Source organism: Gillisia marina, from assembly GCF_000258765.1.
GTDB lineage: Bacteria > Bacteroidota > Bacteroidia > Flavobacteriales > Flavobacteriaceae > Gillisia > Gillisia marina.
The window spans coordinates 18567-40006 of the sequence record NZ_AJLT01000001.1; the positions used below are offsets into that span (position 1 = coordinate 18567).

Below are 21440 nucleotides of genomic sequence, written 5' to 3' on the forward strand. Positions count from 1 at the left end.
TATGGAAATTTTAACCTCTTATAATTTAATAATTGGTGTGTCGGTAATTATAATACTGTCCTTCCTTTTTAACGGGGTATCCAAGAAAACAAATATTCCTGCAGTTCTTATGCTAATAATGCTGGGGGTTGGTCTTCAATATTTATTGGAATATTTAGATGCAGGAAATGTAGATTTTTTCCCTGTTTTAGAAGTTTTGGGAATCGTTGGATTAATTATGATTGTTTTAGAAGCCGCATTAGAACTGGAACTAAAGCGAGAAAAACTCGTCCCTATTTTAAAAGCAATGGGGATAGCGCTTATTGGCCTGTTAGCTTCGGCATGGGTTGCTGCGCTTATTCTATATAATTTCATACCGGAAATGACCATGCAATCTGCCTGGTTATATGCTACACCATTATCCATATTATCTAGTGCGATTATAATACCTAGTGTATTAGGTTTATCTGGTACTAAAAGAGAATTTCATATCTATGAAAGTACTTTTTCAGACATTTTGGGAATTATGATGTTCTATTTTCTTACCGGAAAATTAAATCCGGCAGAAGATGGAGGGATAGCAGGATTTAGTGGAAATCTAATCTTAACAATTGTAATTTCTCTTGTAGCTAGTTATGGTATTATTTTAATATTCCAGCGCATTAAAAGTCAGGTAAAATTGTTCCTTTTAATTGGTGTGTTATTGCTGTTGTATGCCTTGGGTAAAAAGATGCATTTATCGTCGCTTATTATCATCTTGATCTTCGGATTGGTAATCGCAAATATGAAATTGTTTTTTAAAGGAAAACTCTCTAAATTTCTTCATTTCGAAAAAGCGCATCATATTTATCATGAGCTTCATACAATTACTGCCGAAACCGCTTTTGTAGTACGAACGTTCTTTTTTGTAATCTTCGGTTTAACCATCGCAATTGCATCACTTTGGAATTTAGATGTAGCCCTTATCAGTTTAATGATTATTGGTTCTATCTACGGAATAAGATTTGTACTGCTAAGAATCTTTATAGGAGCCGATATAATTCCGCAGTTATTTATTGCACCACGCGGATTAATTACCGTGCTCTTATTTTATGCAATTCCTGTAGAAGCCGAAATAGCTACATTTGAACCTGGAATCTTGCTATTTGTAATTATAGGAACGAGTCTTATCATGACTTTTGCCATGATTTATGATAAGCGTAGATCTTCGAAGGCGATTAAAGCAGCAAACAGTATTAAAGTTGGAACTACTAAGTGGAAAGCTCCTGTTTTGGAAGAAACAACCAGGTAAATTAACCTTGCATTGGGATAGAAATCCTTTGTAATTAGTCAATTTTGGCAAATCTAAAAAAATTAGATAATTACAATTATAAAATTCGATTGAGCAATGAATACACTATATAAAGTAGAGATATTAAATTTTCAAACAATCCTAGTCCTTCCCAATTACTGGACTAATCAAAAATACAAGGATTTGCTGGGAGTAATGGAATATGGTGACATCTCTGAAATTCCTGAAGCTGAACTAAAAGACATGTGCTACATGGCCATTGCAGATAACGAGCCCGAGGAATCGGCCAGACTTATTCTTGGTTATGTGTTTAGCGATAGATTAAATTCCGGGCAAATAGATAATCTTTCCAATGAAATGCGGGAAGAGAAAATGTGGGAGGAATATGCTGAAATTGGGTATCATGAAGATTTCTTCAACACAGGACAGATTTTATATGATGCATTTAATGGTAAATTTCCTCATCCTGAAGCAGTTGAATTTGAAGTAAAGATCACATCAGATAAATTGAAGGATCTTCTTATTGATGATAAAATCACTGAAGCTGCCTTAATAAGGTTGTTGGCGCATGGAATGCCTGAACACACGTTGATTAATAGATTGTTTACAGAACAATTAAGCTCTCAATCTTTTGCTGAAGCCGAGAATATTATTTGGCAAATGAATACCGAAATACAATCTGATAATTCAGCTTTGGTTACGGTGATTTCTTCAAAATATTTCTTTCAGAATTTAAAATACGTTGAAGGCTTTGAAGCTGAAACTCATAATGATGAGGAAGTTGAAGAGGAAGATTAAGGAGTAATATCTTAAATGAAAGGGGAAAGCATACATAGGAATATTCTAGATCATCTTGAGAAGATAATTTCACTTTCGGAGAGTGAGCAACAGGAATTTACCAGTATTTTGGAAGAGATCAAGATCTCTAAAAAGAATTTTCTAATTCAACCCGGAGATTTGGTTAATTCAGAATACTATGTGGTTTCTGGTTGTTTAGAGGCGTATTATCTTGATGAATCCGGAGATAAACATATTATTCAGTTTGCCTTAGAAGATTGGTGGATTTCAGATTTTGAAGCTTTTTTTTAATAATGTTCCCGCTAAGTTATATGTAGAAACAATTGAAGATTCTGTATTGTTGGCTATTAACCGTGAGGCTTTAGAGATTCTGTACACCCGCATTCCTCAATTCGAAAGGTTCTTTAGAATTAAAACCACTAGTGCTTTTGTTTCCTTGCGCGCAAGAATACTCTCTACGCTGCAAAAAAGCGGTAAAGAACGCTACTTAGAGTTCTGCGAGACATATCCAAAAATAGAACAACGTGTTCCCAATTATCTCATCGCAAATTATCTTGGGTTAAAACCTGAGAGCCTTAGCAGAATAAGAAAAGAAGTTCTCTAGCTTAACTTTTTTTAACACTTCCACCTAACTTACATCAAGCAGTTTCAGCAGACATTGGTATACTTTTGTAATTATTAATCAACTAAAATATACTATTATGAAAAATATACTTTTTGTACTTACTAGTAACGATGAGATGGGTGATACCGGTAAGAAAACCGGATTTTGGGTTGAAGAGTTCGCTGCACCTTATTACAAATTAACCGATGCGGGTTATAATGTGACATTAGCTTCTCCAAAGGGTGGTCAGCCACCAATAGATCCAAATAGTGATACAGAAGATGCTGCTACGGAAGATACAAAGCGATTTGATAATGATAAGGAAACTCAAAAAGTTTTAGCCAATACCAAGAAACTGGAAGATGTAGATCAAGAAGATTTTGATGCTGTATTTTATCCTGGTGGTCATGGTCTTTTATGGGATCTTGTAGAAAATAAAACATCTCAAAATCTTATAGAGTCATTCTACGCAAATAAAAAAACCTATTTCTTTTGTATGCCATGCGCCTGCAATCTTAAAGAATATTCAGGATAATAAAGGTGATGCTTTAGTTAAAGGTAAAAATGTAACTGGTTTTACAAACGGCGAGGAAGCAGCAGTAGAATTAACGAAAGTTGTTCCTTTTTTAATTGAAGATATGATGAAAGAAAAAGGAGCTAATTACAGTAAAATTGGAAATTGGCAACCTTATGCTTTAGAAGATGGACTTTTAATAACAGGGCAAAACCCTGCATCTTCATCTAAGGTAGCAGATCTTTTAATGAAAAAATTAAAGTAAAATATGAGTACTAAACAAGAATTATTACAATCATATAAAATGGGAAGCCTTCAACTGCCAAATAGGGTAGTGATGGCACCATTAACGAGAAGTAGAGCTAGTAATGCCGAAAATAAACCAACAGAAGACTTACATCTTCAATATTATAAAGAACGAGCCAGCGCCGGACTTATAATTACTGAAGGCTCACAGGTTTCTAAGCAGGCAGTAGGATATATCAATACAGCTGGAATTCACTCGAAAGAGCAAGTTGAAGGATGGAAGAAAGTAACTAAAGCAGTGCACGATGCAAATGGTAGAATCTTTATTCAGCTATGGCATGTTGGTAGAATGTCGCACCCGGATTTCCATAACGGTGAATTACCAGTATCTGCTTCTGCTATAAACCCAAATGCCCAGTCATTTACACCGCAAGGTTTTAAAGATACGGTTACTCCAAGGGAGATGACTATTGAAGATATTAATACTACAATATCCGATTTTAAAAATGCTGCTAAGAATGCTGTGGAAGCAGGTTTCGATGGAGTAGAAATTCATTCTTCTAATGGATATTTATTTCATCAGTTTTTTAATGCAACCTCAAATAAGAGAACAGATGAGTACGGCGGTTCTAAAGAAAATAGAGCAAAACTATTCTTTGAAGTCTTAGATGTTGTAAAGCAAGTAATTCCTGCAGATAAAATCGGGGTTAGATTAAACCCTTCTATGCATAATTTGTTTGGAGTTACGTTGGATAAAGAAACCATTCCTACCTTCGATTATATTATCGAAAAATTAAATGAGTACGATCTAGCATATTTACATTTATCGGAGCCTTTTACAGATGTTTCTGAAGTTCCTTATGCAGAGACTGAAATTGCTAAACGTTATAGACCTATATATAAAGGGACTATCATAATAAATGGCGGCTTCGATCAGGAAAAAGGAAATAAAGTGATCGCTGATGGAAATGCCGATTTGGTAGCTTATGGAAAGTTATTTATATCTAACCCAGATCTTGTTGAAAGATTTGAGCAAGATGTAGAAGTTTCCCCTTGGGATGAAAGCACCTTTTATTCAGAAGGAAAAGAAGGATATATAGATTATGAAGTAAAGACTGAAAGAGAAGCTGTTTTACAATAACAGTTCTTTTCAAAATTAAAAAAGCTCTTCAAAATTAATTGAAGAGCTTTTTTTTTATGAATAATACTTCAGTAATAAAATTTAAAATCTCACTGAGACATTAAAATTTCCAAGCTATAAATCGGCTTTTTTTGTTACCCTGACTCATAGGAATCACTTTGTAGGTTGCTTTTAACTTATCTAATTGCTTATATATTTTTGAAAGACTTTCATTTTTAGAGATCAGCGAAGTGAACCAACCAACCTGAGATTTAAAATTCACACTTTCCTTGATCATTCGCTTAAGAAATAGAGCTTCTCCGCCATTACACCAAAGCTCGTTAGATTCCCCACCAAAGTTGAGCGGACTACCAATTTCTCTTCCTAAATTCTTTGTTTTTCTTCTACTTGTTTTAGCTGCTTCTTCTTTAGAAGAATGAAATGGAGGATTACACATACTAAAATTGAAATATTCTCCTTCCTTGATGATTCCCTTAAACATGTTGGAATGATCATCCTGATATCTGATTTCAATATTCTGACTCAGTTTTTTGGTAGTATTAATATTATTTTGAGCAGCTACCACAGCATTCTCATCGATATCTGCACCCACCATTTTCCAATGATAAATACTATGTCCAAGAATAGGGTAGATGCAATTGGCACCAACTCCAATATCTAAACCTTTTACTTCCGGAGTTAATTTTTCTTCAGCCAAAAGATCTGCTAAATGATGGATATAATCTGCTCTTCCGGGAATAGGTGGAATAAGATATTGCGGAGGAATATTCCAATCGGTTACTTTATAATGACGTTTTAAAAGTGCTTTATTAAGATGTAAAACCGACTGATTATTACCAAAATCGATAGTTTCTTCAGAATTTACATTGTCGATAATATGATCACCTAATTCTGGATGAACTTTTACCAGCTCTTCAAAATTGTAAGCTTCGTTATGAATGTTGTTTGGATGCAAAATAAAAAGTTTTAATGTGAGGCAAAGATACAGTGTTTATTTCCGTAGAAATAACTTAATGTACACTACTTCAGAAACCTCTACTGTATATTAAATAACTGTACTTTTGCAAAATGGCAAATACAATTAAAGATCAGTCGGAAATCTTGGAAAAGATGGGGATAGAAAAACTTAATCCGATGCAAGAAGAAGCTTCTCAAGTTATAAGTGCAAATTCCAACGTTGTTCTCTTATCTCCCACAGGAACAGGAAAGACTTTAGCATTCTTATTACCAATAATAGATAGGTTGGATCTAAATTCTAATGAAGTGCAAGCGTTAATTTTGGTGCCTTCCAGAGAACTAGCTATTCAAATAGAACAAGTTGTAAGAGAGATGGGCGCTGGTTATAAAACGAATGCTGTCTATGGAGGAAGACCTTTTTCTAAAGACAAAATTGAGTTGAAACATGAACCAGCTATTTTAATTGGAACTCCGGGAAGAGTTTCAGATCATTTAAGGAGAGAAACTTTTTCAGTGAATGCTATTAAAACGCTGGTATTAGATGAATTCGACAAATCTTTAGAAGTTGGATTTGAAGAACAAATGACAGAGATCATTGATGCTTTACCAAATATTGAAAAACGAATTCTAACTTCTGCAACACAGCAAATTGAAATTCCAAGTTTTGTTGGACTAACAGCTCCTAAGCATATCAACTATCTGGATGGTAAAAAGAGATCTCAGCTACAAATTAAAACCATAAATTCTGCTTCAAAAGATAAATTAGAATCTTTAAAAGAAGTTTTAGACCATATTGGAAATAAGCCGGGAATCGTGTTTTGTAATTTTCGAGATAGCATTCAACGCGTAAGCGATTATTTAAATCAGAATCATATAGGTCATGGTTGTTTTCATGGAGGCATGGAACAGCAGGACAGAGAACGTTCTTTGATTAAATTCAGAAATGGAACTCATAATATCATTGTAGCGACAGATCTTGCTGCTAGAGGCTTGGATATTCCGGAATTGAACTTTATTATCCATTATCAACTTCCACTTAAGGAAGAAGAATTTACTCATAGAAATGGCCGAACTGCACGTATGAATGCTGCCGGGAATGCCTATGTTATAAAATGGACAAAAGAAGATCTACCTGATTTTATAGAATTGGATGAGTTGAAGAATCTTAAGAGTAATAATGCTTCTCAGGATACACTGTGGGAAACCTTATTTGTATCTGGAGGAAGAAAAGATAAGATCTCAAAAGGAGATATCGCAGGATTATTTTTTAAACAAGGGAAGCTTGAAAAAGATGAATTGGGAGCTATAGAATTAAAACAGGATTGTTGTTTTGTTTCGGTGCCGGCAGCCAAGGCAAATGCACTTATAACGCTGCTTAATAATACTAAACTCAAAAAGAAAAAAGTAAGAATAAAACTCGTATAAAAAAAAGGTCTTTAGAATAAATTTAAAGGCCTTTTTTGAGATTTAATAAAACATTCTTATGAATATCTGATTGTTGTCTTAATAGTACTTTTGTCACCCTGAATTTATTTCAGGGTCTCAATAATTAATTGACTTTCATTTTAAAGAGACCCTGAAACAATTCCGATATCTATCGGAACAGGGTGACGTTACATTTTCAACAAGGATTAAAAAAAAAATTTACATAGAGCGATGCTTGGAAGCTCTTTCTTTCATGGAATCGTACATAGAATTTACTTTTTTATCAAATGCCAACGGATTCTTAAAATTCTCTTTATTGTTTTCTATGCGTTCCTCTCCACCCAAAATCACATCAATTTCTTCATTTTTTAAACCTTTCATAGTTTTTTCAGCAACTAATTCTGGGGTGTCCATATCTTTAGATGAAGCTGTTTTCATCATTGGAGTATCTGTAGCAGTTGGATAAACCGTCATAACATGTATCGGAAAATCCTTAAGCTCTCGTCTCATAGCTTCAGAAAATTGTTTTACCGCAGCTTTTGTAGCTGCATAAGTTGCATAAAATGGCATTCCTATTAAGCCTAAACCGGAAGATACATTTATAATAGCCGCATCTTTACTTTTTTTCAGCATGGGTAAGCTATGTTTAGTAAGTAAAATAAGTCCTGTAGTATTTATGTTTTGCTGCGCGATAATATCCTCATCAGAAATATCATCTAAAGCACCTGCACTAACAACTCCGGCATTATTTATAAGGATATCTAAATGATCCCATTCATTTTTGATTTTAGATGCAATCTTGGTGATGTCTTTAGGCTTAGATACATCAGCTTGTATAAAAGTGAATTTTGCTTCAGGAAATTCAGATTTTAAATCCTTCATTTTACCTTCATCTCTCCCAACAACAGCGATATTTCTTGCTCCTTCTTTGTAAAATTCAGTGATTAATGCTTTTCCAATTCCGCTAGATCCGCCGGTAATTAATATGTTTTTATCATTGAATGTCTTCATAATAGTATGTTTTAAATTTTTATAAATTATATTCCAAATCGGCTTTTCAAGTCTTAATAAATATATGCTTTAGATATTTTATTTTTATTAAAGTCGACTTAAAAAATCTTCGGAAACGGCTGGATATTGTAAAGCTTATATTAAATGAAATTGACGGATGGCTAGGAGAATGGTTTTGTAATATCTAAATCCATATTTTCAATATATCCTACATCTAATAGGAGATAATAAAATTATATTTGCAAACTGAAAATTTTGAAGCATGAAACCTGATAAAGCCGAAAAAAACGATATTCTCACAGAAGAACAAATAGATACTTGTATTGCGATATTGGAAGCTTTAGTTGAAGATACCAATCAGGTATTCGACCTTTCTGAAGCGAAACGTATCGCATTAATGAAAGCAGCTGGTGCTCTTACTCGCCCTCAGCGTGATGAATTTTTAAAAAGGAAGAAAGATTCTAAAAAAGCGGCGAAAAGGAAAATGATCGAGCGGGATAAACACGCTCGAAAAGAGACCGGAATTCGAAGCGCCAGAGAAGCCACTATTTTTATTGCTCCAAGTCTTGTTGAAACTCCAAAGGATGAACGTCCGGAATTGGAATCTCCGCGTAACTGTTATGTATGTAAAACGATGTTCACAAAATTGCATCACTTTTATGATACCATGTGCACAGAATGTGGCGATTTTAACTATGCGAAACGGTATCAAACCGCCGATCTTACCGGCCAAGTTGCTGTAGTTACGGGATCGAGACTAAAAATTGGGTATCACATAACACTTATGTTGTTAAAGGCAGGAGCCACCGTTATTGCAACTACAAGATTCCCGGTAGATTCGGCCTTACGATTTTCTAAGGAACACGATTTTCAAGAATGGGGAGATCGTTTAAAGATCCACGGATTAGACCTTAGGCATATTCCTAGTGTAGAGATTTTCTGTAATTTCATTGAGCAACGTTACGAGCGATTGGATATTCTTATAAATAATGCCGCTCAAACGGTGCGAAGACCTTCCGGTTTCTTCGCGCATTTAATGGAAAAGGAAGAGTTGCCTTATGATTCTTTGCCTGAATTTGCTAAGGATCTTTTAAAAGATCATCATAATTCCTTACAAGAGCTAAAAACATTGACAGAAGGAGCTTCTAACAACCAAAATAACGTATTACCTGTTACCTGGCACGGGCCAGAACCTGGAATTGGCTTAAGGGCTTCAGCTAAATTATCACAGATCCCTTATAGTTTCGATAATTCTCTTGCCACTAAAGAAGTATTTCCGGAAGGAGAATTGGATGCCGATCTACAACAAGTGGATCTTCGGAAAACAAATAGTTGGAGATTAAGATTAGGAGAGATTGAAACTACCGAAATGATCGAAGTACAGTTGGTGAACTCCGTTGCGCCATTTGTATTATGCAACCGTCTTTCAGATCTTATGAAAAAGGAGAATACCGGTAAAAAGCATATTATAAATGTTTCGGCTATGGAAGGAAAATTCCATAGATTTAAAAAAGAAGATAGACACCCGCATACCAATATGGCAAAAGCTGCATTAAATATGATGACGCATACTTCTGCAGCAACATTTGCGAAAGATGGAATTTTTATGAATGCCGTAGATACCGGTTGGGTGACCGATGAAGATCCTGCAGAATTATCAAAGAAAAAGGTAGAAATCCATGATTTTCAGCCACCTTTGGATATTGTAGATGGTGCAGCAAGGGTAATGGATCCTTTGTTTGATGGGATTAATACTGGAAAACATTGGTGCGGTAAATTCCTTAAGGATTACAGACCAATTGATTGGTAGAAATAAATGTTGTTTTTTCGTAAAGTTTCCTAAACTGAAAAAGGACGTCATTCTGTCCCGACGCTTCGGGAGTTTCAGAATCTCATTACAATGATTATCAATAGAGTATTGAGACCCTGAAATAAATTCAGGGTGACGAAAGTACTATTAGGACAATAAACGGATAATAAAAATAAAATATATAAGAAATGAATAACAACAAAATACCCCAAAAACAACATAATAACCAATTACACGGCGTGAAATTGGTTGATATTATCGAGCATTTGCTTGAAAAGCATGGATGGGAGAAGATGGGGGAAATGCTTCCAATTAGATGTTTTACCCACGATCCCTCTGTAAAATCTAGTTTAAAGTTTCTAAGAAAAACACCTTGGGCAAGAGATAAAGTAGAGAGAATTTATATGGATTCTGTTAAATAATTTTCTCCCGAACACACAAATTATCTTAATAGATAATTAATAATAAAGCCACAAATGCACGAATATCATATAAGATATTCGTGCATTTGTGGCTTTTAATCAATAGTATTTTACTTACTTCCCTCGATCCAATTATTGATTTTGTTTTCTAATAAGGCCAAAGGCACACATCCGGTTTCTAACACCTGGTTGTGATATTGTCTGATATCAAATTTATCGCCCAACTCCTTTTTAGCTTTTTCACGTAATTCCATAATCTTTAATTGTCCGATCTTGTATGACAATGCCTGTCCGGGATTCGCCATATATCGTTCAATTTCTGAAGTTATTCCCGCTTCAGATTCTGCTTCATTATCCAAGGAATACTGAATCGCTTGTTCTCTAGTCCATCCTTTAGAATGTAAGCCTGTATCTACTACCAATCTCACGGCTCTATGCATTTCGGCTCCCAATGTCCCGAAGTACTGATAGGGATCTGTATAAAGGCCTAATTCCTTCCCAAGAGATTCTGAATATAAAGCCCAACCTTCTCCGTAACCGCTATACCATAAAGTTTTTCTGAATTTTGGCAATACTTCACTCTCCTGAGTTAAGGAGATTTGGTAATGATGCCCAGGTATTGCTTCATGCAAGAATAAAGATTCATCTGAATATACATTATAGGTAGCTGCATCTGGAATTGGTACATAAAATATCCCTGGACGAGTTCCATCTAAGGAGCCAGGGTTATATTCTGCACTGGCAGAATTCTCTCTAAAAGCTTCGGTTCTACGCACCTCAAATGGTGTTTTTGGAGTAAGATCGAATAACTTTTTCAACTGAGGTTTCATCTTCTCATGAATGGCATTAAAGTTTGCAATGATTTCTTCTGGAGTTTTGTAAGGCATTAATTTATTATTATTTCTAACATCATTAAAAAATGATTTTAGATCTCCTTTAAAACCTATTTGCTCCTTTACTTTTTCCATTTCTGAAGAAATTCGTGCCACTTCATCCAATCCTAATTGATGGATTTCCTCAGCAGTCATATCTGTAGTAGTGTACAATTTTATTTGATGCTTATAAAATTCCTCTCCATTTGGGATATCTGCAATTCCGCTGGAAGTTCTTCCTTTTGGTAAGTATTCATTCTTTACAAAATCATGTAATTTTTGATACGCAGGAATCACCTTTTCTTGAATCATTTTGGAATATTCTTCCTTTAATCGGGTTTTATCTTCCGCACTAAAATCTTCAGGAAAATTTTTGACAGGTGTATAAAAAAGGTGTTTATCAAGATCCTTTTCTGTCATCGCAGCTAATTGCGGAATTATTTTAACGATTAAAGATTTTGGAAGGACATAACCCTCTTTCATTCCTTCTCTCATCTTTTCTTCAACAGAAGACATCCATTCTAAATACCCTTCAACACGTTTTCCCCAATTTTCATAATCCGCAACGGTTTTGAAAGGTTGAGAACTCATTCCACTAGCCAGTTGCCCCATATTAAGATTTACAGACCACATTTGATCTATTGGAAAGAATTCAGAATTTCTAAACTTTAAGGTTTTTAAATTAGTATCGGCTTCCCATATAATGATGGCTTTACTCATTTGTTCTGTTTCAGAAAGCTCAGAATCTTTGAACTTTTCTACTTCAGCTTTATAAGAGCTGTAATAATTTTTTAGAGAATCTCTATAAGCTTCAGAGAGGGTGTTAGGAAAAAGATCGTTATAACGGTTATCCCCTGTGGCAGTCGCTGTAAGTGGATTAAGTTTAAGACCTTCCTCATAATAATTTTCTAAAAGCTCATTAAATTCAGCTCCGACAGAATTATCTGAAGAATTTTCTTGTTTAGCTTCGTCTTTACAGCCAATTATTAAAAGACAAAATAGGACGATAGTTACTATTTTTTTGAACATTGAAATACATTTAAAATTAGAAATATAAAAGTAGGAGAAATCTAATTGATATGTAAGCAGACCAAATTTTTTTATTGAATTCAAAAATCTGCTCGTTTAGATCTCATAAAACTTTGATTTATGGAGTATTAGAAAAGTTGAAAATAATGCCGCTTAATTAAATCATAATTTCTCTTTTAAGAGCAGTTATAAATTATATATTTGCCGCCTATTATCAAGAATCTCAGAAAAGAGATAGCAACCTGCAATAACAAGCAAGGTGCTAAAAATGATAAGCCAATTCTTTGGAAAAAATGTTAATCGACACTTTCCTTTTATTGCTTAGCTTACTTTTAAAGAGATTCATAAAACAAACTATTTTATGAATACTTCAGTTACTTCCAAAGGGAATTTTTATGCATTGCTTCCTTTATTTTTATTTGTTTTTACCTTTTTAGGTGCCGGAATCTATTTAAATGATTTCTATGCGCTACCTTCTCCAATTGCCGTAATACTGGGGATTGTTCTGGCCATGATACTATTCAAGGATTCTATGAATAGCAAAATTTCCACATTGCTCGAAGGTTGTGGAGACGATAAGATTCTAACTATGTGTCTTATCTATTTATTGGCTGGAGCATTTACAGTAGTTTGTAAGGCTACCGGAAGTGTAGATGCTATTGTTAATCTTGGTTTAGAATACATTTCTATTCAATGGTTATACGCAGGCGTTTTTATAATTACCGCCTTCTTATCTATATCTACGGGTACTTCTGTGGGTGCCATTGTAGCTCTTGGAGCTGTTGTAATAGGTTTTGCCGATACTACCGAAGCTTCTTTAGCTATTTTAAGCGCATCCCTTTTAGGAGGTGCTATGTTTGGAGATAATCTATCTATTATTTCAGACACCACCATTGCCGCTACTCAGTCTTTAGAGGTGAGTATGAAAGATAAATTTAAACAAAACGTGTTCATTGCACTTCCCGTAGCAGTAATAACCATTGGTATTTTACTTTATCAAGGATTTGCATTAGACGATACTTTAGCATTAGGTGGCACTAATTCTATAAACATTATAAAAATACTGCCTTACATTTTGGTATTGGTGCTAGCCATTATTGGAGTAAATGTCTTTGTTGTATTATTCATAGGAATTATTACTGCAGGTAAAATAGGGGTTTTATATGGTGATTTTGGGGTGCTTCAATTTGCAAAACTGTCGTATGAAGGCTTTACAAGCATGACCGAAATCTTCCTGCTTTCGTTATTAACCGGTGGATTGGCTGCCTTGGTGACAAAGGCGGGTGGAATACGATTTCTAATTAATTTTATTAATTCTAAAGTGAATCCTAAAACCGCCTACTTCGGAATTGCAGGCTTGGTGAGTTTTACGAATATGGCAATTGCTAATAATACAGTTTCAATAATAATTACAGGATCTATAGCAAAAAAGCTAAGTGATCAATTTGTGTTGAATAGAAAAAAGGTAGCCTCTGTCTTAGATATTTTTGCATGTATCGTGCAAGGTTTATTGCCCTATGGAGCTCAAGTTCTTATTATTTTGAGTTTAGCTGAAGGGAAGATCAACTACTTAGATTTGGTGAGTAATACTTGGTATTTATGGTTATTGTTAATTGGTACAATTAGCTATATTCAATTTACTTCTAGAAGAGACCCAATCGAAGAAGAACCAAAGGAAGAAGAACCAAAGGAAGAATATATCTTGAGTGAAACAGTAGCCGATTAATTAGCAATATGAGATGTATTGGTGTAGAGTTATAGATTTATTAACGACCAAAAAGCGCTAAAATATGTAACTTTAAATCTTTCTTATTTTAAGAATTCAAGAAAACTATTTATGGAAAATAATAAAATCAAAAGCATAAAGCCAATGGGATTTCCTTGGGAAACCAGAGATCCATTTTTATTTTGTGCGCATCATAGAGATGAATATCCAAAAGGAAACGAAAAATTAGGTCCGGCAACTTCTTTAGCCGGACGTAATATTGGTCAGGATTTCACTATAAAAGACGGCTGGCGTATGTATCATGGAAGTACCATGCCTGGATTTCCATATCATCCACATCGCGGATTTGAAACAATCACCATTAATAAAGAAGGTTTTGTAGATCATACCGATTCGCTGGGAGCAGCCGGAAGGTTTGGGGCAGGAGATGTGCAATGGATGACTGCCGGAAAAGGAGTGCAACATTCAGAAATGTTCCCTTTGCTCAAAGAAGGGGAAGGGAATCCACTAGAAATATTTCAGGTGTGGCTAAACTTACCAAAAGCAAATAAAATGGTGGAACCACACTTTAAGATGTTGTGGGCAGAAGATATTCCGGTAGTAACAATTACTGATGCAAATGGTGGTACTTCAACAATAGACGTAATTGCAGGAAGTTTTAATGATACTAAAGCATTAGCACCAACTCCAGATTCCTGGGCTGCAGATCCAGCAAATGCAGTAAGCGTTCTTACAATAAAAATGGATGCACATGCAGAATTGAGAATTCCCGCGAGTAACTTGGATGTAAATAGAACCTTATATTTTTATAAAGGAGAAAAACTTGTGGTGGAAGATAAAACCATTGAAGAATATCATTTAATAGATGTGGTTTCTACAGAGGATATTTTTCTTAAAAATGGATCTGAAGAAGGCTATCTTCTGATGCTTCAAGGGAGACCTATCAATGAACCTGTAGCGCAATATGGACCATTTGTGATGAATACTCAACAAGAGATTCAGCAAGCTATGCAGGATTTCCAAAGAACTCAATTTGGAGGTTGGCCATGGCCTGAGAGGGAACAAGCACATGCAAGAGACAAAGGCAGGTTTGCTTTGCATGCCGATGGCTCTGAGGAGATAAAATAATTATTTTAATATCTCAGATTTATGAGTGACAAAGAAAACGTGAAAGAAGTAAAGTTTTTACTTCCTTCAGTAAAAATAGATATGGGTGGGTTTCCAGTAAAACAAGCCTTACCTACACAAAAAGTGCAACAGGTAGATCCATTTTTGCTGTTACACCATGCCACTGCTAAATACAATAAGAACAGGCCGGCTAAACATCAAGGTGTGGGTCCACATCCACATAGAGGTTTTTCTCCAGTTACGTTTATTATTCAAGGTGAAGTCCGGCATCGGGATAGCTGGGGAAACGATCAAATAGCTAAAGCCGGGGAAGTACAATGGATGCATGCCGGCGCTGGAATAGTGCATAGTGAAAGACCTTCAGAAGATCTAGTTGCTTCCTCAGGAAAGCAGGAGATCGTTCAATTATGGATCAATAGTCCGAGTACTGCTAAAATGCAACCTCCGGAATACACCTATCTTTCTAAAGATGCCATGCCGGTTTTTACTTCAGAAGACAAAAAAATCATCAATAAATTGGTCGCTGGGCAATATGGAGAGTTAACATCTAAGCTGAAAGCTAAAAGCGAATTATTGGTGCTATGGGGTACGGCAGAAATTGGTGCAACACAGCAATTGGAAATTCCAATAGGATTTAGTTCGATGCTCTATTTGATTAAAGGCACTATGAACGTGAAAGGTTTTGGTATTATTGAAGCAGAACATCTTGCGGTTTTGAGTGAGGAGGGCAATAAAATTGATATAAGTTTTGCTGAAGACTCTCAGTTTCTATTGCTATGTGGTAAACCATTAAATGAAAAAGTTACTCAACATGGACCATATGTGATGAATACCCAGACTGAGGTTTTAGAGGCTATGAGGGACTACCAAATGGGGAAAATGGGAATTCTCATTGAAGATTAAATTTATTTCATATTTATTATTTTACAATTTAATAAGCCTTGGCAGTGTTCGCGGTTGGTTTCTTGAAGCAGTATAAGAATAATATTTTTTAAATTCAAAGTATCCTGAATTATCGGTAGGCGGCAATTAATTCTTCTGAATGTAGAGATAAATTGGTGTGCTTGGAAATAGCATAAAATCTAAATTATTCTTAATTTTAAGTACTCTACAAAATGTTAACCCATAATTTTTCTTTAATTAAAATAGCAATAGGATGATTTCTAATCTCTGGATTAATTTACCTGTTAAAAATCTTGAAAATTCTGTGCGATTTTTCAAGGAGATAGGTTTCATTAATAATTCAGTAGAATTAGATAATAAGGAATCTTTTAGGCTAGAAATCGGGAAAGTAGTTGTCATGTTATTTACTGAATCTAAATTCAGGGAGTTTATTCATTATGAACTTTCAAACCCCAAAAGAGGATCAGAGATGTTATTATCTGTAGAACTGGATAGTAGGGAAGGAGTAGATAAGATCTTTGAAAATGTGACTAATGCAGGCGGAACTGAATTTGCCCAACCTAAAGAGAAAGACGGCTGGTTATATGGTGCAGGTTTTCTAGATTTGGATGGGCATAGATGGAATTTATTATATATGGATAGAGATAAAATTTCTACTAATAGTTAAAAATAGACTAATCTAAACTTGCTTAATATGAAAACAGTAAACCCTTATTTAGTCTTTGATGGAAATTGCGAGGAAGCATTTAACTTTTATAAAAATGTGTTTGGCGGAGATTTCCAATTCTTGGGAAGATTTAGTGATATGCCAGAAGCAGATTGTAAAGACATGCCTGAGGAGTCCATGAACAAAATTATGCACGTCTCTCTTCCTATAAGCAAAGAAACTATTTTAATGGGAAGCGATGCAAATCCTAATATGGGAGCTGTAAGCACAGGAAACAATGTTTCTCTTTCTCTTAGCACAGAGAGCAAGGAAGAAGCAGATACTATTTTTAATTCCCTATCTAAAGATGGAAAGGTAACAATGCCAATGCAAGACACTTTTTGGGGTTCTTATTTTGGAATGTTGGAAGATAAGTATGGCTTTATTTGGATGGTTGGATATGATACTATAGAGCATTAATGGAATAGGTGCCATAAAGTATAGTTTATAAATTATGAAGAGAAAGTTCTATTAAAAATTTGAGATATCCCGATTACAATTGGGAAAGATTACTAACCCCTCATGGAGGGACTAAAACTAACACATATGAAAGTTTTAAAATTTTCTACAGACATTAATGCACCTCGCGAAAAAGTTTGGGATGTACTTTGGACAGAAGAAACCTATAAAAAATGGATTAAAGCATTTTCTAAGGGTGAGGATTTAGAAACTATATCTGAATGGAAAGAAGGAGAGCCAATTACATTTATGGATTCCAAAGGGAATGGAATGCAAAGCAGAATAAATAAAATGGCACCTCCGGAAATGATGGTTTTTCAGCATTTAAGAGAAATAAAAAACAGAGAGGTACAATCTCCCACTCCAGAAAGCAAGAAATGGGAAGGTGCCTTGGAGAGTTACCAACTTACAGAAAAAAATGGTTCCACCTCTTTATTAGTTAAGATGGATACCGTTAAAGAACATGAAGATTTTTTCAATGAAGCTTTCCCTGAGGCTTTGAATACAATTAAAAATCTAGCTGAAGAAAAATCAAGAACCTCGGGGCAAGCCCACGAGGTATGAAATGGAAAATACTTTTAAAAATTAGAGGCACGCCTCTGGGGAATTAAACTCTCAATGAGGGATTAAAATAACAATGTGAAAACGGATGTTTACATAAATCTCCCTGTAAACGATCTAAAAAAGTCTGTTGACTTTTTTAAACAGTTGGGTTTTGAATTTAATCCTAAATATAGCAACGAGCAAGCAGCTTGTATGAAATTGAATAATGAGAGTTATGTCATGTTGCTTCAGGAAATATTTTTTCAGGACTTTACCAAGAATGCAATAGCAGATACTTCGCAATTTACAGAAGTTCTTTTGGCAATTTCTGTAGATTCAAAAGAACATGTAAACACATTGTTAGAATATGCATTAGAATTAGGAGCTCGGGAAGCTCGGGAGCCGCAGATTAATAATTTTATGTTTGGAAGAAGTTTTCATGATCTGGATGGTCATATTTGGGAGATATTTTGGATGAAACCTTCAAAAAATGGACAATAATAGGGTTGCAGAATAATTCATTAAATCTTCAGAAGTAAGACATTCAAAAAAAGGATGAGTTATCTTATAATATCTCACCAATACTACCCCATATAATTTCAGAAATTACCAAAAGTGAATACAATTCTAGTAAACTCAGAATTTGATTCACTCGAATTAACTTAAAAGTAATTTTAAATTGAAATGAGATGAGAAATGTAGTGCACAACACCAAGAACGGTGTAAACGTAGATTTGCTCAGAGAAACAATTGATGTTGTAAAAAAGGATCCAGAGAAGGCCTTATTTAAGTTTAGAGCAAAAACAAAATGGGTAGAAGCGGGACGCAGTAAAACTGAAATAAAAGATTTCTATGGCGTAAAAGAAGAAAATAAATCTCGTACAAAACCATTTATCATTGAAGGAGATGAGCCGGAAGTATTGTTAGGAAACAATATTGCACCAAATGCTGTGGAAATGATATTACATGCTTTGGGATCTTGCTTAACGGTAGGATTTGTATATAATGCATCGGTTATAGGAATTAATATTAATTCTTTAACCTTCGATCTGGAAGGTGAAATGGATCTTCATAGTTTCTTAGGCCTTACAGATGAAATAAGACCGGGCTATAGGATGATAAATGCTAAAATTAATATAGATAGCGATGGAAGTAAAGAGCAAATTCAAGAATTGATGGAACATGTTAAAAAAACTTCCCCAGTTTTGGATATGCTTACAAATTCTGTTCCTGTGAAAATGCAAATTGCTTAATTGACCTAAAGTGGATTATTAAGGATGGATTTCATAATCCATCCTTTTCTTTCCTTCTTATAAGAATATAAACTCAAAACATTTAATCCGCTCGTTCATGTAAATCACTTATTAGTATATTTATAGTATATGTATGATCTAATAAATTATTTTGAAACCATTCCCTCGGCACACCGAAGTATAATATTGGTTGGCGGAATTACATTTTTTTGGCTCTTGGAATATGCCGCTCCTTTATTTCAGTTTAATTATAAGAAATTGCAGCATGCTTGGCCAAATTTATTCTTCACGGGGACAACTGTTGTTATAAACTTCGCACTAGCGTTTATTCTTTTAATGGCAAGTGACTGGACAGTGAATAATTCATTTGGTATACTTCATTGGTTAGACTTATCTCTTTGGGCTTCGGTGTTATTAAGCCTTCTTATCTTAGATTTTTTTGGAGCTTGGCTTGCTCATTATGTTCAGCATAAAATAAAACCTTTATGGATGTTGCATCTTATCCATCATACAGATAATCATGTAGACACCACTACTGCTAACAGGCACCATCCGGGAGAAAGTTTAATAAGATTTGTGTTTACCACCCTAGGTGTAGTTATTCTAGGAGCTCCTATCGGCATTGTATTATTATATCAATCGCTCTCCGTAGTATTCTCACAATTTAATCATGCTAATATTAGATTACCGAAAAAACTGGATACTGTATTAAGTTTTATAATTGTTTCTCCAGATATGCATAAAGTGCATCATCACCTTAAACTTCCATATACAGATACTAACTATGGAAATATTTTTTCAATTTGGGATAGGATACTCGGTACTTTTTCTAAGCTGAAAAATGAAGAAATTACGTATGGGATAGATACCTACCCGGATGTAGATTCCAATTCTAAAATTGGAAGATTATTGAAGCTGCCATTTGAAAAATACAGAGCAACATCTGATGCTAAATTCAAATAATATTGATTACAATTCCTACAATCTAAAAATAGCTTCATCGAATAAAATATTCTTTTATCCAATTCCTGATTTTTAAAATAATAATCTGATTAATGTGCTGTTATAATTAGTATAACTAAATCGTAAACTAATATAAATCAACACGTTATGAAAAAAATTAAAATTGCTTTTACTAGGTGTGATTATTGCCTTTGGTGCATGTAATAATGATGATGACGACAATGGAAACCAGCCTCCGGGTGGAGATGGGACTGCAGATTTTACGGTTACCATTGAGAATGTTAGTATGGCCCAGCCAATTTTTGAGTCGGGAGTATTTAATACTCCTGTAGATGCTACAGAACCCGCAGCTTTATCTCCCGGAGATGCGTATGAATTTGAAATAAATGCAGGTCCGGTTGTTCTTCCTATCGATGGGGGTACAAAACTTTCATTTGTTACCATGTTCGTACAATCAAATGACCTCTTTTTTGCCCCTGCAGAAGAAGGGATTGCATTATACGATTCCAATGGAGATCCAATAGGAGCGAATGCACCGCTAGATGTAACAGATCAAGTTCTCTTATGGGATGCAGGAACCGAAGTTAATGAAGAAACCGGAGGACCAAATCAGAAACCGCAACAGGATACGGATGCTGAGGATGAAGGGGAAGATGAAAATGGAGTGGTTACTCAAATTACGAATAATACAGATGCATTTGGAAATCAAATTCCAGATGTAGATGAAGTGATTATGGTTACCATTGAAAATATTGGAGCTGCTCGCTTTAAGGTAAGAATTGAAAATGTTTCTACTTCTACTACCATAGCAACGCCAGCTTTGGGTGCCGGTACCACGGCAGCAGTACCAATCTCTCCGGGAGTTTATGCTGTTCACACAGCTTCGTCTCCGTTTTTTGTTGAAGGAGAAGCAGCCTCTGCTGCAGGATTAGTGGCAAGTGTAGAAGGAGTGGAGAATATTGCCGAAGATGGAGTAGCGGCTGACCTAACCACAGATACGGACGGTGTAACCGGTTTAACAATACCGCTCTCTCCCGGAATTTATGTTGTTCATGATAATGGAACACAACCAATTTATCAAAGCAATGCTCAAGATCTAGATGAAGGTTTAGAAGAAATTGCTGAAGATGGTGTACCTACAACTTTGGTAAGCGCATTAAATTCTAAGTCGGGAGTTAATGAAGTGGCTGCTTTTAATACTCCAGATGGATCTACAACTCCCGGCCCAATAGGTCCTGGAGAGAAATATGAGTTTAGCTTTACAGCATCAGAAGGGGAGAATCTATCTTTTGCAACCATGTTTGTACAAAGTAACGACTGGTTTTATGCCTTTAGTCCAAATGGAATTCCGTTGTTTCAAAATGGAGTGGCTATAAATGGAGATTTTACATCGCAGGTTTTCCTTTACGATGCCGGTACCGAAGCTGATGAATATCCAGGGGCTGGTTTATTTCAGGTAATTAGACAAACGGCTTTAAATACAGGGGATGTAGATACTAATACCAATGTTAGATTGATTGATCCGGCAAATTTTGACAATGTTCCGGCAACTGCTTCAGTAATTAAAGTTACTATAAGCTCAACTTCTAATTAAGGTTTTATAGCATACAAATAATAAAAAAGGACTAGCCAATTTATGGTTAGTCCTTTTTTATTAACT

General features: G+C 35.0%; 20 protein-coding genes, 1 pseudogene and 1 riboswitch. Of the genes and pseudogenes, 18 read left to right on the forward strand and 3 right to left on the reverse strand.

Going from position 1 to position 21440, the window contains the following annotated elements; translation table 11 throughout:
* Position 1: 1 nt before the first annotated feature.
* The 5 genes and pseudogenes from ON07_RS00075 (at position 2) to ON07_RS00095 (ending at position 4573) form a co-directional block, all read left to right on the forward strand.
* Positions 2–1270, forward strand: coding sequence for a cation:proton antiporter domain-containing protein (locus tag ON07_RS00075; protein ID WP_010227179.1), 1269 nt, complete (start codon positions 2–4; stop codon positions 1268–1270).
* Positions 1271–1366: 96 nt separating this feature from the next.
* Complete coding sequence (locus tag ON07_RS00080; RefSeq protein WP_010227181.1) at positions 1367–2068, forward strand: hypothetical protein; 702 nt, start codon at positions 1367–1369, stop codon at positions 2066–2068.
* A gap of 15 nt (positions 2069–2083) precedes the next feature.
* On the forward strand, positions 2084–2359 hold the full coding sequence (locus tag ON07_RS17510) for a Crp/Fnr family transcriptional regulator (protein WP_316928044.1): 276 nt from the start codon (positions 2084–2086) through the stop codon (positions 2357–2359).
* Between the two features lie 410 nt (positions 2360–2769).
* Positions 2770–3451 (forward strand): annotated as a pseudogene (locus tag ON07_RS13940) (type 1 glutamine amidotransferase domain-containing protein).
* 3 nt (positions 3452–3454) lie between these two features.
* A complete protein-coding gene (locus tag ON07_RS00095) occupies positions 3455–4573 on the forward strand; it encodes an alkene reductase (RefSeq protein WP_010227183.1) in 1119 nt (372 codons plus the stop codon).
* Positions 4574–4673: 100 nt separating this feature from the next.
* On the opposite strand, the gene rlmF is transcribed toward ON07_RS00095, so the two are convergent.
* Complete coding sequence (gene rlmF, locus ON07_RS00100; RefSeq protein ID WP_010227185.1) at positions 4674–5528, reverse strand: 23S rRNA (adenine(1618)-N(6))-methyltransferase RlmF; 855 nt, start codon at positions 5526–5528, stop codon at positions 4674–4676.
* 113 nt (positions 5529–5641) lie between these two features.
* On the opposite strand from rlmF, the gene ON07_RS00105 reads away from it, so the two are divergent.
* On the forward strand, positions 5642–6955 hold the full coding sequence (locus tag ON07_RS00105) for a DEAD/DEAH box helicase (protein ID WP_010227187.1): 1314 nt from the start codon (positions 5642–5644) through the stop codon (positions 6953–6955).
* 219 nt (positions 6956–7174) lie between these two features.
* Here the strand turns inward: ON07_RS00105 and ON07_RS00110 are convergent, their stop codons facing one another.
* On the reverse strand, positions 7175–7966 hold the full coding sequence (locus tag ON07_RS00110) for an SDR family NAD(P)-dependent oxidoreductase (RefSeq protein WP_010227189.1): 792 nt from the start codon (positions 7964–7966) through the stop codon (positions 7175–7177).
* A 262-nt stretch (positions 7967–8228) separates the two neighbouring features.
* Between ON07_RS00110 and ON07_RS00115 the strand changes: the two genes are divergently transcribed.
* Positions 8229–9776, forward strand: a complete 1548-nt coding sequence (locus tag ON07_RS00115; protein WP_010227191.1) for an SDR family NAD(P)-dependent oxidoreductase — start codon at positions 8229–8231, stop codon at positions 9774–9776.
* 188 nt (positions 9777–9964) lie between these two features.
* On the forward strand, positions 9965–10198 hold the full coding sequence (locus ON07_RS00120) for a VF530 family protein (protein WP_010227193.1): 234 nt from the start codon (positions 9965–9967) through the stop codon (positions 10196–10198).
* A 110-nt stretch (positions 10199–10308) separates the two neighbouring features.
* On the opposite strand, the gene ON07_RS00125 is transcribed toward ON07_RS00120, so the two are convergent.
* Positions 10309–12099, reverse strand: coding sequence for a DUF885 domain-containing protein (locus ON07_RS00125; protein ID WP_010227194.1), 1791 nt, complete (start codon positions 12097–12099; stop codon positions 10309–10311).
* Positions 12100–12305: 206 nt separating this feature from the next.
* Positions 12306–12403: riboswitch (SAM-I-IV-variant riboswitch) on the forward strand.
* A 57-nt stretch (positions 12404–12460) separates the two neighbouring features.
* Between ON07_RS00125 and ON07_RS00130 the strand changes: the two genes are divergently transcribed.
* The 10 genes from ON07_RS00130 (at position 12461) to ON07_RS00175 (ending at position 21374) form a co-directional block, all read left to right on the forward strand.
* Positions 12461–13825 carry a Na+/H+ antiporter NhaC family protein gene (locus ON07_RS00130; RefSeq protein WP_010227195.1) on the forward strand — a complete coding sequence of 455 codons (1365 nt, stop codon included), beginning with the start codon at positions 12461–12463 and terminating at the stop codon, positions 13823–13825.
* Positions 13826–13936: 111 nt separating this feature from the next.
* Positions 13937–14953, forward strand: coding sequence for a pirin family protein (locus tag ON07_RS00135; protein WP_010227196.1), 1017 nt, complete (start codon positions 13937–13939; stop codon positions 14951–14953).
* Between the two features lie 21 nt (positions 14954–14974).
* Positions 14975–15856 carry a pirin family protein gene (locus ON07_RS00140; RefSeq protein WP_010227197.1) on the forward strand — a complete coding sequence of 294 codons (882 nt, stop codon included), beginning with the start codon at positions 14975–14977 and terminating at the stop codon, positions 15854–15856.
* Positions 15857–16109: 253 nt separating this feature from the next.
* Positions 16110–16523 (forward strand): VOC family protein, encoded by a 414-nt coding sequence (locus ON07_RS00145; RefSeq protein ID WP_010227198.1) that lies wholly within the window; start codon positions 16110–16112, stop codon positions 16521–16523.
* 27 nt (positions 16524–16550) lie between these two features.
* A complete protein-coding gene (locus ON07_RS00150; RefSeq protein ID WP_010227199.1) occupies positions 16551–16982 on the forward strand; it encodes a VOC family protein in 432 nt (143 codons plus the stop codon).
* Positions 16983–17108: 126 nt separating this feature from the next.
* A complete protein-coding gene (locus ON07_RS00155) occupies positions 17109–17585 on the forward strand; it encodes an SRPBCC family protein (protein WP_010227213.1) in 477 nt (158 codons plus the stop codon).
* A gap of 75 nt (positions 17586–17660) precedes the next feature.
* Entirely contained in the window at positions 17661–18065 is a 405-nt protein-coding gene (locus tag ON07_RS00160; RefSeq protein ID WP_010227217.1) for a VOC family protein, read from the forward strand.
* Between the two features lie 188 nt (positions 18066–18253).
* Complete coding sequence (locus ON07_RS00165) at positions 18254–18817, forward strand: OsmC family protein (RefSeq protein ID WP_010227218.1); 564 nt, start codon at positions 18254–18256, stop codon at positions 18815–18817.
* Positions 18818–18946: 129 nt separating this feature from the next.
* Positions 18947–19780: a sterol desaturase family protein gene (locus ON07_RS00170; RefSeq protein WP_010227219.1), complete on the forward strand. Its 834-nt coding sequence runs from the start codon at positions 18947–18949 to the stop codon at positions 19778–19780.
* Between the two features lie 163 nt (positions 19781–19943).
* Positions 19944–21374, forward strand: coding sequence for a spondin domain-containing protein (locus ON07_RS00175; RefSeq protein ID WP_010227220.1), 1431 nt, complete (start codon positions 19944–19946; stop codon positions 21372–21374).
* The last annotated feature ends 66 nt before the right edge of the window (positions 21375–21440 follow it).